A 15,250-nucleotide genomic window follows, 5' to 3' on the forward strand; every position below is an offset into this window, starting at 1 on the left:
CCTCCGGCGGGGAGCGTCCTCGTCGAGGTTCCGGTCCGCACGCGGTTGTCGCCCCGGGGGCTGCAACCCATGACCATCGCACGATGAGGGCGAGGAGCGCGAGCTCGACGCCGATGGAGAGGGCGTAGAAGGGCAGCCATTCGGCGGTGGCTCCGGCGACGTTGAAGACGGAGAACGGTGCGTAGAGCGCCGCGACGACGGTGTTCACGATGCGGTTCGCGCGGGCGGGAAGCATCACCGAGAGCACGACCATCACAGCGGGGATCGTGACGGAGGCCAGTATCCCTGTCAGAAGCGGCGGGCTGACTTCGAACTTCCAGACGAAGCCGTCGAGGATGCCGGCGACGACACCCGGCTTGTAGAAGTTGAGGACGTCCACGTAGAGGTACAGGAACATGAAGCTCGTCCACGCGGCGGCGATCTTGCCGTGAATCGGGACGATCGGGCGGGCGAGCGCAGGCTGGGGCTGATGGGTGAGTGACACGGTGGTTTCTCCTCGTTTCGGTGGGGCGTCGTCTCAGAGAGCGACGACGATCTTGCCGCGCGTGTGGCCGGTGGCCACCTGGCGGAGGGCGTCCGCGGCATCCGCGAGCGTGAATGCGCGGTCGATCACCGGGGTGACCTGGCCGCTTGCGAGCATCGCCGCGAGGGCGAGCAGGTCGTCCCGGTTACCGCGCGAGGTGAAGGGCGTCAACCGCTGCCGGGTGAAGGCGGACCGGACGCGCGCTGCGAGGATGCGGCCCAGCGGTCCGATCCAGGGGCCGCCGTTGCCGCTGTTCGGGATCAGGGTCCCGTTCGGGGCGAGGATCCGACGCATCGCCGCGAGCGGCTGCGCCTCCACGTTGTCCAGGATGACGTCGAACTGCGTGCCGACGCCGGCCAGGTCGGTCGTCCCGTAGTCGACGACCCGGTGAGCTCCGAGGGAGCGGACTAGCTCGACGTTCCGGCCGCTGCACACGCCGGTGACGTCCGCTCCCATCGCGGCGGCGAGCTGCACCGCGAAGGAGCCGACGCCGCCGGACGCGCCGGTGACCAGCACGGTCTGGCCGCGCTGCAGCTTCGCGATGTCGCGCAACGCCTGCAGGGCAGTCATCGCTGATGTGGGGACCGCAGCCGCCTGGGCCGCCGAGAGGCGATCCGGGAGGGGCGCGAGGTCCGTCTCACGTGCTCGGGCGTACTCGGCGACGGACCCTGTGGTGGTCCTGCCGAACACCCGATCGCCGATGCGCAGCGAGGTCACGTCCTGGCCGACGGCCGCTATGACGCCGGCCGCGTCCATGCCGGGAGTGGGGCGCCGCGGCTTCCGCAGCCCGAACGCCAGCCGGACGATCCGCGGCCGGCCGGACATGATGAAGACGTCGCCGGGATGCACGGACGCCGCCTGCACCTTCATGAGCACTTCGCCTCGGCCGGGCACCGGGATGTCGACCACCGTCGGTTCGAGGACGCTCGGCGGTCCGTAGCGGTCCTGGATCAGAGCGCGCATCCGTCCCGCGGAAGGCATCGCCCCCGCATCCGCCCCGCGCTGTGTTTCGAGCTCCACCATGCCGTCCTCTCGCTTGCTTCCAATTCGTACACCGTACGTCGTACACCGTACTATGAAACGTACGCTGTACGATTGTCAAGTCCTGGATCGAAAAAGAGAGGGAGTTCGATGGCACGACGACGTCAGCCTGCCGCTGAGGCTCCCAGCCTGAGCAAGGAACGGGTGGTGGCCGAGGCGATCCGCATCGCCGACCGCGACGGCGTCGACGGACTGAGCATGCGCGGGCTGGCCGGCGCGCTCGGCGCTGGCGCCATGTCGCTGTACCACTACGTCGCGAACAGGGACGAGCTGGTGGACGCGATGATCGACGTCGTCTTCGAGGAGATCGAGCTGCCGCCGCTCGACGCCGACTGGCGCACCGCGATGCGGGTGGAGGCTGAGTCGGCGCGCCGGGTCCTGGCGCGCCACCCGTGGGCCATCAGCCTGATGGAGTCGCGGACCACCCCGGGACCGGCGAATCTGCGGCACCGTGAGGCCGTGACCGCGTGCCTGCGCCGGGGAGGTTTCTCGGTTGTCATGGCGACGCATGCCAACTGGCTGATCAACAGCCACGTCTACGGGTATGCCCTGCAGGAGGCGACCCTGCCCTTCGCCACGGCCGACGAGTTGGCGGACATGACGGCGGATGTGTACCTCCCGCAGCTTCCGCCCGCCGAGTTCCCGTACCTGAACGAGTCCGGCGCTCACCTCATGGGAATCGGCTACGACCCGTTCGAGGAGTTCTCGTTCGGCCTCGAGCTCGTCCTCGACGCACTGGAGAGCCTGCGCACGGCGGACTGACTGGTATCGACCCCTCTCCGGGAGGCCCTCCGCATCAACACGGAAGGTCGGCGGTGAGGGGTCGATCAGACGCTAGCGGCCGTCGTGGCCGTGGCGGCGCCGATGACCCTGACACGTCACCCAGGTGTGAAGCGAAGAGGAAATCGGCGGGGTGTTCGACGACACCACCGGCCACTACCGCGACAACGTCATCGCCACCGCGACCCGGTCGCGGTCTGATCGGCCGTCGAGGCCGCCGACGAGAAACAACTCGCCCGCACGATCGCCCGCTACGGCCGCGTCGACCTGCTCTGCATCGACGAACTTGGCTACATGGAACTCGACCGCCGCGGCGCCGAACTCCTCTTCCAAGTCCTCACCGAACGGGACGAGAAGGCCTCCGTCGCGATCGCCTCCAACGAATCGTTCTCCGGCTGGACCAAAACCTTCACCGACCCGCGGCTCTGCGCCGCGATCGTCGACCGGCTCACCTTCAACGGCCACATCATCGAGACCGGAACCGAGTCCTACCGGCTCGCCCACACACGAACCAACAGAAGCTGAACTGATCGGGCCAAGAGCGCGTCAGCCTCGTTCTGGCGTCGAGGGCTGCAGGAAGCTGGTGATGGAGACCAGCCCGGAGGGGAGCTCCACCATCGCAGCGACCAGGCTCGCACGAATCAGTTTCACGCTGAGGGTGATGTGTGCTTCAGCGTCCTCGTCGTAACTCTCGCCCGCGGAGAAGAGTTCCCCTTCGGGAACGGACAGCGCCAGCCCTCTGGCTTTGCGAAGATGCTCGCTTGTCCACCTGCTGCGTCGAATAGTGAACTGATCGGGGGCCGCATGGCGGTCCACGATTTCGTGGGCGAGCTGCGGGTCGCTCACGCTGACCAGAACGGTGTCGCGCATAGGGTGATACTCAATCCGCCGACCGGAGAGGATGCCGGCCACGTCGAGTTCACGAAGTATCTGAGCTCCGGCGCCCGAAAACGGCTTCGGCGCGTCCGGTAACGAGGCCGACCCAACCGCGGTCGGTCGTATTGAGATCTCCTCTTCGGAGATGACCTCGGCAGCACTAAGCCGGCGACCATCCCATTGCCCAGTAATGCGGATCAGATCTCCGAGCGCTACACCATCCGGCAGGCTGGTCAAAGAGACGGCAGCAGCCCAGTCAAGCGAACCCACCTGTTCGAGCGGGACACGATCGTATGCCAGGAGCAGACCGGGCTGCTCCTGGCACACGATCAAACGCCCGACCGCGGTAACATCATCGCCCGCGCGAACAGGCGTCAGAGTGAGAGTCACGACTAGTAATTCGTCCCTACCATGACCATCCAAGAGGCGGACGACGATCCGCAGCCGCCCTGGTTGAACTGCTGGCAGTCTGAGTGGGTGATGTCAGGACGGATCCCCTTGAGATAGTTCATCCGGTTCAGGCACTTTTGATAGGTGGTGATCGCCGCCCAGTCATATGGATCCCACTGGATCATCCGAGGCTGGACCGAGTTCGTCGTCGAGTTCGCCGTCGCCGAGGACGGAGTGACGACCGCATGCGCGGGCCGGCTCTGGACCTGCGCAGTCTGCTCAGCCTGGCTCTGCACCGACAAACACGCAGCGGACGCGGCTGGAGCGCCCACCACAAACAGGCCCGTGACCAATCCGACGGCTGCCATGACCTGCGCCAACCGTCCCCCGACGCGGCCCAGCAACTTCTTCGTTAGCATCTGATTCGCTTCTTGAGGCAGGGAGCGTCCCCAACGCGATCGCGATGTTGACCCCCCAACGAGCGCGACCCTGACCCCGCGTTTTACCGTTCACAAGGACCGACAGATTCGCTTCTCTCACTCGCTCCCGCTTCACCTACACACCCACTTACAAACGGCCGAACTGGTCGCGCTGGCGCACGTCGGCTCCGCATCGACCCCAACGCTCGCGAGCCTGACCTGGGCCAAATGGAGGCGACGACAATGGGCCAAATGAGCTTGACAAAGCCAGACCTCAGGGTTCTGGGCAGTTCGGACAATAGTGCACGGTGCGCTCCTCCTCGTCGATCAAGTTGTCCTCGTCCGTCCGCTTGGCGGTCTTGGTGCTGTAACCGAAGATTTTGATCGATGTCTCGCCTTTGCGTACCTGGCGGCCCTTGGCCTGCCATTGCCTAAACCCGGCGACCATGGTCGCGTGCAAAACGTCGAGGACGCCAAGACGCTGACCGACCTGGGCGTGGACGGGATCGTGCTCTCCAACCACGGCGGCCGGCAGCTCGACCGCGCCCCGATCCCCTTCCACCTGCTCCCCGAGGTCGCCCGCGAAGTCGGCCACCACACCGAGATCGCGATCGACACCGGCATCATGAACGGCGCCGACATCGTCGCCGCCTACGCGTTGGGCGCGAAGTTCACGTTGATCGGCCGCGCGTACCTCTACGGGCTCATGGCCGGCGGGCGGGAAGGCGTGGACCGCACCATCCACATCCTCACCGACCAACTCATCCGCACCATGAAACTCCTCCAAGTCAACTCGCTCGCCGAGCTCACCCCCGCACACGTCACCCAACTCACCCGACTGCAGCCCCTGCGTCGCGAGCAATCTGAACACGACTCCGCATAACGTTGAGTTTCGCGTCAGCAGAGCAATCATCTCTTCGACGAAGCACTCTTTAGCGGCGGTGACCTCGACCGCATCCGACCGCTTGTCAGACGGGCTGGTGGAAACCAAAGATGGCGTTCCGCCTGATCGCCTTGGATCCTTCGGTGCGTAGTTCGGCTTGATCGGCGCGGCCTGTTTCCGGAAACAGGTTTCCGCCTAGTCGGCCCGTTCAGCGAGTACCTTGGTCGACACCGTGGGGACCTCCGCCAAGGAGGCACCCCCTAGTCAGCATGTCTACTTGTGTGGGCCCAACAGTCTCGTTCAGCAGATCACGCCCCTGCACGCAATGCGCCGTCTTGCCCAACAACAGCCGCGAAGTAACCTTCACTGTCGGCAGTCAAACCGTTTTCTGGTCCGACCCTGGCGAAACATTAGCGGACTGCGCAGAAGCAGCGGGAGCAGAGGTCCCGTCCTGTTGCCAACCAGGAGCTTGCGGACCTGCCGCACCCGCATCATCTCCGGTAGCGTCGCATACGTTCGCGATCCCCAGTACCCCATCGAGCACGGCTTCTGCCTTCCGTGCATCGCCGTTCCAGCATCCCGACTCGCACTCGACGCGTGAGCACGAGGAGTCCACCTCCACTCACGTGAACTGCAACCTTGGCCTCCGGCCCGTGTGCCAAAGGGAGAATGGGCGTGTTCGGACAAACCGCCCGATCAGCCGCGGAACCCTAGTCCTGTGGGGTGGGAGAGGTGGATGGCTTGGCGAGCAGGTCGACGAGTTCGCCGATGTGGTGTTCCTGGTCCATCGGGTGGCGCATGCGCACTCCGGGGTTGACCGAGTAGCGATTGCGGCGGCCGTCGCGCGTCTTGGAAATGTAGCCGGCTTCTTCCAGCTCGGTGAGGATGCGCTGCGCCGCGCGTTCGGTCACGCCGACGGTCTCCGCGATCTCCCGCACGCGGACGTCGGGGACCTCCGCCACGCACAGGAGCACGTGCGCGTGGTTGGTGAGAAAGGTCCAGTGCGTCACCCTCCCAGCGTAAGACGCCAAGTGACCGTTTCAAGAGATGGTTTACACGATTTCTGTTTCCGGTTATGGTTAACGCATCTTATAATTCCGGTATTGGAGGGCGCTGATGATTCTCGTGGGCATGACGGTTGCGGTCTGGCTGATCGGAGCCGGGATCGCTGCGATCCCGAAGATCGCCGGCGGCCGGGCGGCTCGTACGGCCGTCGGGATCGGGGCCCTCGGCGTCCTCGCGGCCGGGGTGCTCCTCGTGCTGCAGGGCACGGGCGCCGTCCGGGTCGGGTGGTTCGCCGCGATCGCCGCGGTGTTCGTGGCCGGCCTGAGCGTGTGGATCCAGAGCTTCTCCGTCGCGCACCTGCGCGCGGACACCCGCCAGCGCTGGTTCGTGGTCTGGGTGAACGTGCTCACGGCGGCGTCGATCGGGGTGGTGCTCTCGCCCTCGGTGCTATGGTTCGCCGCGGCCTGGACGGTCGCAGGTGCGGCCCTGCTCCTCCTGCTCGCCACCTACCCGGCCTCGCGGCAGGCCCGGCAGGGGATCGCGCGCACCGCCGCGCAGCTCGCCACGGGCGACATCGCGCTCTGGCTCGCGTCCGCGGCGCTGGCGGCGGCGGCGGGCGGCGACGTCACCTGGAGCCGGCTCGGCGCGGCGACCGGGGCGCTGCCCGGCTGGGCGGCGGTCTCCGTCGCGCTGCTCCTGGTCGTGGCCGGGGCCTCCCGGGCCGCTCAGGTGCCCTTCCACACGTGGCTGCCGGTGACGCTCGCCGCTCCGACGCCGGTCTCGGCGATCATGCACGCGGGTCTGGTCAACGCCGCCGCCTTCCTCGTCATCCGCTTCTCCGACACCATCACGGCGCACCCGGCCGCCGTGATCCTGCTCGCGGTCTGCGGCGCCGCCAGCATGCTCTCCGGCGCTGCCGGCTACCTGGTGCGCCCCGACCTCAAGGGCCGCCTCGTCGCGTCGACGACCGCGCAGATGGGGTTCATGCTCGTGACACTCAGCGTCGGGGCGTGGGGCGCGGCGGTGTTCCACCTGATGGGCCACGGCATCTACAAGGCGACCCTGTTCCTCCGCGCGGGCGACCACATCGACGAGAAGCGCCGGGCCCGGTCCGCCCCCGCCGCCGCCCCCGCCTCCGCCCGCCGGCGCGCGACCGCCGGGGCCGTCGCGGTGGTCGTCCCCGGTCTCGGCATCGCCGCCGCCGTGCTCCTGCTCGCGGCGCCCGTCACGACCTCCGGCCTGCTGCTGGCGGCCTACGGGTGGACCACCGTGGCGGTGCTGCTCTCCGGTGTGCTCACGCACGGCGGATGGCCGGGCTGGGCGCGCATCCTGGCCGTGCCGGCCGCCGTCGCCGTGACTGCGGTCTACGTCGCGATCGTGCACGCCTTCGACGTTCTCGTGTCCTCCGACATCCCCGCCGCCCTCCGCCCGGTGCCCGGCTGGGCGGTGCTCGTGCCGCTGCTGCTGGCGGGCGGGATGTCGCTGCTGCCGCGTCTGCGCGCCGGCCGCGCCGCGCGCGCCTACGGCTGGCTGACGCTCCTTGCCGGAGCGCCTGTGCCCCGGCTGCGACCCCGGCGCACCGCACGACCCGCCTTACCTATCACCCCGAGCCCTGTTCAGGAGATCGCATGAGCCTGCTGTCCGCACCCGAGATCCGTGCCCGCGTCGCGGGCGCCGCACGCACGGTCACCCCCACCTGGCCGCTCACGTCCTTCATCGCGGTCAACCCGGTCGCCGGGCACGAGAGCCGCCCGATGAGCGAGCTGGCGACCGCGCTGGGGGAGACTCCGACCCGTCCCGAGAGCGACTACCTCCGGTCGTACACGGACGGCGAGATCTCCCCGTCCGCGCTGCGGGCCGCCCTCCGCCAGCTGATCCCGGAACTGGCCGGTCTGGGCGAACTCGCGGCCGCCGGGCGCACGGTCTCCGCCCACGACGTGGCGGTGGCGGCGCTGCAGCATCCCCCGTCGGGCGCGACCGCGGGCGGGGGCGGGGTCGAGGACGACGCCGGCACGCCGCTGGACCAGTACCTGGCCGCTGCGCTCGGCCGGTTCTTCGCCGACCCGATCTGGGCGCCACCGGTCTCCGGGACGCTGTACAACCGCTTCCGGGAGCTGACCGCTCACGACCGGACCCTGCCCGGGCGCGTCCGGCGGATCCTGGCCGCGCTGCCGGACAGCCCGGAGGACGCGATCTCCCGCATCCTGCACCACCGCACCGGCGACCCGCGGGGCATCGAGCCCGTGCTCGCGGCGCAGCTGCGCGCTCTGCCGGGCTGGGCGAGCCACCTCGCGTGGCGGGCGACGCACGTCGGCGACGCCACGCTCACCGACTTCGTCGCGTGCCGCCTCAGCCTGGCCTCCGCCCTCGGCGTGGACCCGGTGGGCGCCGGCACGACCGGCCCCGCGGCCGCTGGCATCGACCCCGAGTGGGTGGACCGCATCGCGCAGTCGTGCTTCGGCGACCGTGGGGAGGCTGCGGCCGTCACCGTGCGGGTGCTGATGCTGCTGGATGCGGCGACCCGCGCCATGGTGTGGCAGACCGCCGCGGAGATCACCTACCGCGACCGGCTCTTCGACGCCCTCGAGCAGCCCGCGTGGACCGCACCGGCGGCGGAGGCGCAGCTCGCGTTCTGCATCGACACACGGTCGGAGGGCATCCGGCGGCACCTCGAACGGCGCGCCGACGTCCAGACATTCGGGTTCGCCGGGTTCTTCGGCGTGCCTCTCCGTCACACCGCGCTGTTCGCCCAGGAGGCGAGGGAGCAGTATCCCGCACTGCTCAGCTCCGGCTACGCGACCGGGGAGCGGGCCGTCGAGCCGGACGACGCCCACCGCGCCGAGGCCCGCGCCGCACTGGCCGGCGCCGCCCGCAGGACGGTCAAGCAGGTCGCCGGAACGCCCGCCTCCGCGTTCAGCTGGGCGGAGCTGTCCGGGTGGGGCGGTCTGCTCGCCTCGCTCGGCCGGGCCGTCGTCCCCGGCCGCAGCGGCGACCGGGAGGAGACGGTCGAGACGGTCGTGGACGTCTGCGAGCGGATGAGCCTGGACGAGCAGGCCGTCGCCGCCGAGGCGATCCTGCGCATGATGGGCCTCACCCGGTTCGCCCCGCTGGTGGTGCTGACCGGCCACCGCTCCGCCACGGTGAACAACCTCTACCGGGCGGCGCTCGACTGCGGGGCCTGCGGCGGGAACCCGGGCGGAGCGAACGCCCGCGCGGCTGCGGCGATCTTCAACAACCCGGACGTCCGGCGGCGGCTCGCCGACCGCGACCTGAGCATCCCGCCGACCACCTGGTTCGCCGCCGCCGAGCACGAGACGACGACCGACACCCTCACCGTCCTGGACCGGCAGCTCGTCCCGGAGTCGCACCGCGAGGCCGTGGCCCGGCTGGAGGCCGCGGCTGCGGAGGCCGCGGACGAGCTGACCAGGGAGCGCAGCATCGACCTCCCCGGTGCGGGCGGGGACACCCCGCTCGCACGGGTCCGCCGGCGGGCGACCGACTGGTCGGAGATGTATCCCGAGCTCGGGCTCGCGAACAACGCGGCCCTGCTCGTCGCCCCGCGGTCGGTCAGCCGGGGCATCGACCTCGGGCGCCGCGTCTTCCTGCACGACTACGACCCGGCGGCCGACCCGGATGGCTCGGCGCTGGAGAACATCATGACCGCGCCGCTGATCGTCGCGCAGTGGATCAACGCACAGTACTACTTCTCCACGATCCGCCCCGAACGCTACGGAGCCGGCAGCAAGACGGTGCACAACCCGGTCGGCGACCTCGGCGTGCTCGCCGGGCACACCGGCGACCTGCGCACGGGCCTGCCGTGGCAGTCCGTCGCGGCGGGGGAGCGCCTGCTGCACGCCCCGCTGCGGCTCAGCGTCCTCATCCAGGCGCCGCTCGACCGGATAGGACGGATCATCTCCGCGACCGATGCCCTGCGCGCGCTCCTCGACGGCGAGTGGATCAGCCTCCACGCGCGCGCGGACGCCCACCATCCCTGGCGGCGCTACGGCCGCTACGGCTTCACCACCGACGAAAGGACCTTCTGATGACGCAGCTCGCCGAGATGACCCGGATCGAAGTGATCGCGCCCGCCGACACGAGCGCGGCCGTGCGCGAACTCGTCCGCTCCGCCGGAGCCACCGGCTACACCAGCGTCGCGGGGGTCTCGGGGGTCGGCCACTCGGGCGCCCACAACGGCCCGCACCTGTTCAACGATCACGACGCGCTCGGCATGACCATCACCGTCCTGCCGCCGGAGCGCGCCGCAACCCTCATCGACGCGCTGCGCACCCTCCTGGACGGCGGAAGCGGCGTCATGTTCATCACCGACACCCGCGTCTCCCGCCCGGAGTACTTCCAGTGATCGACGCCGCTAACCCGTATCGGGGCGCCACCGTCGTGTTCGCCACCCGGCACGGCAAGGAACGGCAGGCCGCGGACGCCTTCCGCGACCGGCTGGCGGCCCGGGTCGTCGCCCCGGACGATATCGACACCGACCAGTTCGGCACCTTCACCGGCGACGTCGAACGCACTCGGACGCCGCTCGGCGCGGCCCTCGGCAAAGCCCTGCTCGGGGCCGCGCTGACCGGTCGCCCGTACGCGCTCGCCTCCGAGGCGACCTACACCAGCACGTGGTGTGTGCTCGCACGCCACCACGAGCTGCTGCTGTTCCACGACCGGGAACGCGAGATGACCCTCACCGAGAACGCGGTCGTGACCGTCCGGGGGCACGGCACCACAACGGTCGCCGGAGCGGAGGACGCGCTGGCCGCCGCCGGCCGGTTCGGGTTCCCCGCCACGTACGCCGTCGCGCTCGTCGAGGACGGGACAGGCGTGGTGGCCCGCAAAGGGCTCGCCGACCCGGACGCGCTCCGCGCCGCCGTGACGGAGCTCCTGGCGCGCGGCGGCCCCGTCCACATCGGGCCGGACTACCGCGCCCACGGGAACCCCGAGCGCCGACTCGTGCTCACGGGCCTCGCCGAGCGCATGGCCTACCGGCTCACCCAGTCGTGTCCCGCGTGCCGGACGCCCGGATGGGGCGTCGTCGGAGTGGAACGCGGCCTGCCCTGCGAGGTCTGCGGGGAGCCGACCGCCGGAATAACCGCCGACGTGTTCGGCTGCGGGATGTGCGACGCGACACGACCGTCGCCGCGGCCGCACGCGACGATCAGCGCGCAGTGGTGCGACGCCTGCAACCCGTGATGCCGGGGGTTCCCGGGAACCAGGGCGGGGTGGTTAGGCTTCGGATATGACCGATCGCACGGTGCCGAATCTGCCGTCCCGCGACTTCGACGGCACGGTCGCGTTCTACGGCGGGTTCGGATTCGAGACTGCCTACCGGGAAGACCGCTGGCTGATCCTGCGTCGCGGGGAGCTGCAGCTCGAGTTCTTCCCGCTGCCCGGTCTGGTGCCGGAGGAGAGCTCCTTCATGTGCAGTGTCCGCGTCGACGACCTGGACGACCTGTACCGGCGGATCGCGGCCGCGGGGGTGCCCGAGCAGGCCGCCGGCAGGCCGCGGCTGCATCCCGTGCGGCGGCAGCCCTGGGGTCAGCGGGCGGGATTCCTCATCGACCCCGATGGGACGCAGCTGCACCTCATCGAGAACGCGGTCACACCCTAGGTCCCCCGCCGTCGAACTGGTCGCGGTCCTCCACGATCGACGGTATCTGGCTACCCGGAAGCGGCGTCCTCCCGCTTCCACGACGCATCATCCTGCGGCGCATCAGCCGCGGACGACCACGTCGTCGACGGAGGCTGTCGAGGCGGCCGTGCGAAGCCCGACTGCGCCGGCGATCAGCTGCCCAAGCGGGGATGGAGGACGGCACACCGGCGCGGCGCGTTCTCAGCGACGCGGCCTCGACGAGGCTTACCGAAGGCGCGTAGCGTCATCGTGGAATTTCTTGTCGACGATGTCGACGGACTCATTCATAGTCTCCCGCTCGGCGAGGGTGAACTGGTGATGGGGCCCCGAACGATGCTCTGGGGGAATCGCTCCGCCTTCGTTCAGGACCCCGACGCCAACCTGGTCAACCTCCACTCGACGCCGTCGACGGACAACGAGTCGTCGACCGTGAAACACTGAATAGCTGCGGGGGGGGTCCCGACGCGGGCATCACCGCACAAATTCGTTGTAGTGTTTTTGTGACTGGTGCGGCCTTCGACGGCCGCCTCCGGCGTGGGGACAGCCGCCTTCGATGAAGAGGGCAAGAGGTGTCGGCGAGCCGGATTTTGACCTCTATGCGTGCTGCTCCCACCAACCGCGGGTGTCCACCCCGGTTGCGTCCGCAAGCGCCTCGAGGTCGGCGATCTCGTCGGCGTTCAGTGTGAGGGCGCGCGCTCTCACGAGACCGTCGATGTAGTCGGCTTTGGTGATCCCGATGATGGGCGTGGTGCCTTTAGCGATCGCCCACGAGGTGGCGACGTCGGCCGCGGAGGCGCCACGAGCGCTCCCGATTGCGTCAAGCCGTTCGGTCAACGCCTCCAAGCGGGGGAGCACGCTGTTGTATGCCGCTGCGCGGTTGGTCCCCGCGGGCATGGGCGACGAGGGGCTGTACCTTCCGGTGAGGGCGCCTTGCTCGAGAACCATGTAGGAGAAGAAGTCCATTCCACGCTCTCGGCAGTAGTCGAGGATTCCTGAGCGCTCCGAGTTCCGGTAGAGCAGGCTGAAGTGGTTCTGCACGGCCTCAACGCGGAAGCCGGCTCCCCGGAGGATCGAGTCGGCGAGTTCGATCTGTTCCAGGTCGTGGTTCGAGACGCCCACGTGCCGCACCGCGCCCTTCTCGAGCAGGGGGATCAGCAGGGGTGTCCAGCGTGCGACGTCCGCCGGGTTGTGGATCCAGAGCAAGTCGACGTAGTCCGAGCGCAGCCGCCGAAGGCTCTGCTCCAGCATGTCGGCGACGGGATTCTCCCCCTCACCGGCAAGCTGGGGCGTGAACTTCGTGGACAACCGGTACCCGCTGCGATCATGGCCCGCGAGCGCCTCACCGAGGGTGGACTCGGCTCGCCCCATGCCGTACGCCACAGCGGTGTCCCAGAGCGTGAATCCGCTGGCGTGCGCTCTATCGACGATGCCTTGAAGCGCCGGCCCGGTCAGCCCGCTCCCGAAGTACCCGTCACCGACATCGCCGCTGTCTCCCCAGGCCCAGGTGCCCAGTGCGATCGTGGGCGTGTGCAGCTCGTTCGTCATCTGTCGTTCCTCCATTGTTTCTTCCCGAGCCCCGGTGTGGTGCCCGACACCAGTACAACGCGTTCGGCGGCGGGCTTGGAGGTCGCGTCTATGGGGGTAGATCTACGACCCCTCTCGGGTCGCGGAGTCTGGGTATCCTGGGTCGCGTGCAGCCGGAACCCGTGCGCCGCGGCGAGATCCGCGATTTCCTTGTGAGCCGCCGCGCGCGGATCACACCCGAGCAGGTCGGTCTTCCGGCGAGTACCCGCCGGAGGGTGCCCGGGCTGCGTCGCGAGGAGGTCGCGGTTCTCGCGGGGTGAGCACCGAGTGGTACACCCGGCTCGAGAAGGGACACATCGGCGGTGTGTCCAGCGAGGTGCTCGCTGCTGTCTCCGGTGCGCTACGACTGAACGACGACGAGCGCCGCTACCTGTTCGACCTCGCGAGCGCCGCGCGGGGGCAGGGTCGCCCGCGAGCCGATCGGCGGGACATCGCGGTGCCGGCCGCGATGCAGTGGGCGCTCGACTCCATCACCCTCTCCTCGGCATTCATCCGCACCGGCCGCACGGACATCGTGGCGAGCAATGCAGTCGCTCGGGCTTTGTTCGCGCCCATGTTTCGGAGCGAGACGGTGGACCGGGCCGGTCGGCCCAACATCGCCCGTTATGCGTTCCTCGACCCCGGCGCTCGCCGCTTCTTCGTCGACTGGGAGGCAGCCGGCTCCTCCACTGTGGCGCTACTCCGGGCCGAAATCGCACGAGACCCGGGCGATCGGCCGCTCCGCGACCTCGTCCGGGAACTCTCAGCTGGCAGCGAGGCGTTTCGAAGCCACTGGAAGGCCCACGACGTGTTGATGCGCCACGACGGCCTCAAACACCTCGACCACCCCCATGTCGGGAATCTCGAACTGGCGTTCCAGTCGCTCGACCTGCACCTTCCGGAGGGCGGGGTGCGTCAGCTGGTCCTCTACACCGCGGAGCCGGGCACGCTGTCGGACGACCGCCTCAAACTCCTCGCCATCATCGCCGCCTCTGAGCTAGGCCCGGGTCGCCCCGGAGCGGGAACCCCCGGGGACGCCCAGATCAGCATCGCAAGCGACGAGATCGGCTGATGCCACCCGCCGGCCCTAGGCCGCTGCGGGCGCTCCGGCCGTTGGGGCCTGGGCGGCTTCGACGGCCGCGCATCGGAGGGCCCGTGGTGACCGTGGGAGCAGCGCGACACCGAGAGCGTAGTAGAGCGCTTCCGTCGCGGTCATCGACCAGATGACGCCCGTCATCCCGAAACGAGGACGGTGCTTTCTGAGTGAGGGGAACTGGGTGGCGCCGGCTCAGCCGCGAGAGCGACCGGCGGACGAGGGAGGCGCTGCCGATGGGTCGGCGTGCGGAACCTCCTCGAGAAGGGCGATGAGCTGATCCTGCTCGGCCTCGACGAGGGTTCCGAACAGCTCGCGCTGCGCGGCGGCCATGGCTGCGTTGTCGCGGACCCACGCGTCGCCGGCTGACCGGCCGGCGGAGCCGACGACTCGGACCAACTGGTTCAGTCGCTCGATCCTCGCCGACATGGTTAGAACTTCAATGCTTAGAATTCAAACTGTCATCGGCTCGGCAGGAGGTCGGCGCATGTTGCCTCGACGACGTCCGCCAGGCGGCGGGAGGGGTCGTCCAGCCATTCGTCGAGGCTCAGCTCGAAGACGAGCGCTGAGAGCCGGCCGAAGAGGAGCGCCTCCCGCGGGCCCGTCCTGCGCTCGAGGAGGGCCGCGCGGACGGCGTTCGATAGGCGGTCGTACTGTAGCAGCTCCCGCTCCCGGAGTTGCGCCTCGCGCCGGATGATCCGGCGCCGCCTGGCTATCGGCCGTCGCAGCGGCTCGAGTTCGAGTGCCGCATTGCGGAGGCCGAGGCGCACGAGGTCGAGCGGTCTCATCGTCTGGGGTGCAGCGGCCAGCGATGCGCCGACCACCTGGGGAAACTCTCTTTCCCGGAGGAACAGGACGTCGCGCTTGTCGGCGAAGTGGCGGAAGAACGTACGCGTGGTCAGACCGGCCCGCTCGACGATCTGCGGCACGGTCGTCGCCTGATAGCCCTGCTCGTCGAACAGGGACATGGCGGCCTCTTCGAGCCGGAGCGCAGCGTTCGGAGACCAGCGGGGCATGACCCCATGATGACACATCGTGT

Annotated in this window: 14 protein-coding genes and 3 pseudogenes; 9 read left to right on the top strand and 8 right to left on the bottom strand. The window is 69.2% G+C overall.

What is annotated here, in order from left to right:
* Positions 1 to 67 precede the first annotated feature (67 nt).
* Positions 68 to 484, bottom strand: a pseudogene (locus A0130_13000) (hypothetical protein).
* 33 nt (positions 485 to 517) lie between these two features.
* Positions 518 to 1,486: an NADPH:quinone reductase gene (locus A0130_13005; GenBank protein ID ANF32469.1), complete on the bottom strand. Its 969-nt coding sequence runs from the start codon at positions 1,484 to 1,486 to the stop codon at positions 518 to 520.
* A 168-nt stretch (positions 1,487 to 1,654) separates the two neighbouring features.
* Between A0130_13005 and A0130_13010 the strand changes: the two genes are divergently transcribed.
* Both A0130_13010 and A0130_13015 read left to right on the top strand, forming a co-directional pair.
* Positions 1,655 to 2,326 (top strand): AcrR family transcriptional regulator, encoded by a 672-nt coding sequence (locus A0130_13010; GenBank protein ANF32470.1) that lies wholly within the window; start codon positions 1,655 to 1,657, stop codon positions 2,324 to 2,326.
* Between the two features lie 225 nt (positions 2,327 to 2,551).
* Positions 2,552 to 2,869, top strand: a pseudogene (locus A0130_13015) (AAA family ATPase).
* A 21-nt stretch (positions 2,870 to 2,890) separates the two neighbouring features.
* Here the strand turns inward: A0130_13015 and A0130_13020 are convergent.
* Both A0130_13020 and A0130_13025 read right to left on the bottom strand, forming a co-directional pair.
* Complete coding sequence (locus tag A0130_13020; GenBank protein ID ANF32471.1) at positions 2,891 to 3,610, bottom strand: hypothetical protein; 720 nt, start codon at positions 3,608 to 3,610, stop codon at positions 2,891 to 2,893.
* A gap of 2 nt (positions 3,611 to 3,612) precedes the next feature.
* On the bottom strand, positions 3,613 to 4,029 hold the full coding sequence (locus tag A0130_13025) for a hypothetical protein (GenBank protein ID ANF32472.1): 417 nt from the start codon (positions 4,027 to 4,029) through the stop codon (positions 3,613 to 3,615).
* A 454-nt stretch (positions 4,030 to 4,483) separates the two neighbouring features.
* Between A0130_13025 and A0130_13030 the strand changes: the two genes are divergently transcribed.
* Complete coding sequence (locus tag A0130_13030) at positions 4,484 to 4,912, top strand: hypothetical protein (protein ID ANF32473.1); 429 nt, start codon at positions 4,484 to 4,486, stop codon at positions 4,910 to 4,912.
* Between the two features lie 710 nt (positions 4,913 to 5,622).
* Here A0130_13030 and A0130_13035 read toward each other — a convergent pair.
* Entirely contained in the window at positions 5,623 to 5,943 is a 321-nt protein-coding gene (locus A0130_13035) for an AsnC family transcriptional regulator (protein ANF32474.1), read from the bottom strand.
* An 85-nt stretch (positions 5,944 to 6,028) separates the two neighbouring features.
* Between A0130_13035 and A0130_13040 the strand changes: the two genes are divergently transcribed.
* From A0130_13040 to A0130_13060, 5 genes are read left to right on the top strand one after another with little or no spacing between them, the layout of a single operon-like run.
* A complete protein-coding gene (locus A0130_13040) occupies positions 6,029 to 7,549 on the top strand; it encodes a hypothetical protein (protein ANF32475.1) in 1,521 nt (506 codons plus the stop codon).
* A complete protein-coding gene (locus tag A0130_13045; protein ID ANF32476.1) occupies positions 7,546 to 9,960 on the top strand; it encodes a hypothetical protein in 2,415 nt (804 codons plus the stop codon). The genes A0130_13040 and A0130_13045 overlap by 4 nt, the downstream gene beginning before the upstream one ends.
* The gene (locus tag A0130_13050) at positions 9,960 to 10,277 is read left to right on the top strand and encodes a transcriptional regulator (protein ID ANF32477.1); all 318 of its coding nucleotides are present in this window, start codon (positions 9,960 to 9,962) and stop codon (positions 10,275 to 10,277) included. Before A0130_13045 ends, A0130_13050 begins: the two co-directional genes overlap by 1 nt.
* The gene (locus A0130_13055) at positions 10,274 to 11,116 is read left to right on the top strand and encodes a hypothetical protein (GenBank protein ANF32478.1); all 843 of its coding nucleotides are present in this window, start codon (positions 10,274 to 10,276) and stop codon (positions 11,114 to 11,116) included. Before A0130_13050 ends, A0130_13055 begins: the two co-directional genes overlap by 4 nt.
* Before the next feature lie 46 nt (positions 11,117 to 11,162).
* A complete protein-coding gene (locus A0130_13060) occupies positions 11,163 to 11,534 on the top strand; it encodes a bleomycin resistance protein (protein ANF32479.1) in 372 nt (123 codons plus the stop codon).
* A 615-nt stretch (positions 11,535 to 12,149) separates the two neighbouring features.
* Here the strand turns inward: A0130_13060 and A0130_13065 are convergent.
* A complete protein-coding gene (locus A0130_13065; protein ID ANF33437.1) occupies positions 12,150 to 13,100 on the bottom strand; it encodes an aldo/keto reductase in 951 nt (316 codons plus the stop codon).
* A gap of 134 nt (positions 13,101 to 13,234) precedes the next feature.
* Here A0130_13065 and A0130_13070 point away from each other — a divergent pair.
* A pseudogene (locus A0130_13070) lies at positions 13,235 to 14,112 on the top strand (transcriptional regulator).
* Between the two features lie 294 nt (positions 14,113 to 14,406).
* Here the strand turns inward: A0130_13070 and A0130_13075 are convergent.
* Together A0130_13075 and A0130_13080 are read right to left on the bottom strand one after the other, a co-directional pair.
* On the bottom strand, positions 14,407 to 14,640 hold the full coding sequence (locus A0130_13075; GenBank protein ID ANF32480.1) for a hypothetical protein: 234 nt from the start codon (positions 14,638 to 14,640) through the stop codon (positions 14,407 to 14,409).
* Positions 14,641 to 14,672: 32 nt separating this feature from the next.
* On the bottom strand, positions 14,673 to 15,227 hold the full coding sequence (locus tag A0130_13080; GenBank protein ID ANF32481.1) for a hypothetical protein: 555 nt from the start codon (positions 15,225 to 15,227) through the stop codon (positions 14,673 to 14,675).
* Positions 15,228 to 15,250 lie beyond the last annotated feature (23 nt).

The sequence above is a fragment of the Leifsonia xyli genome (genome assembly GCA_001647635.1).
GTDB lineage: Bacteria > Actinomycetota > Actinomycetes > Actinomycetales > Microbacteriaceae > Leifsonia > Leifsonia xyli_A.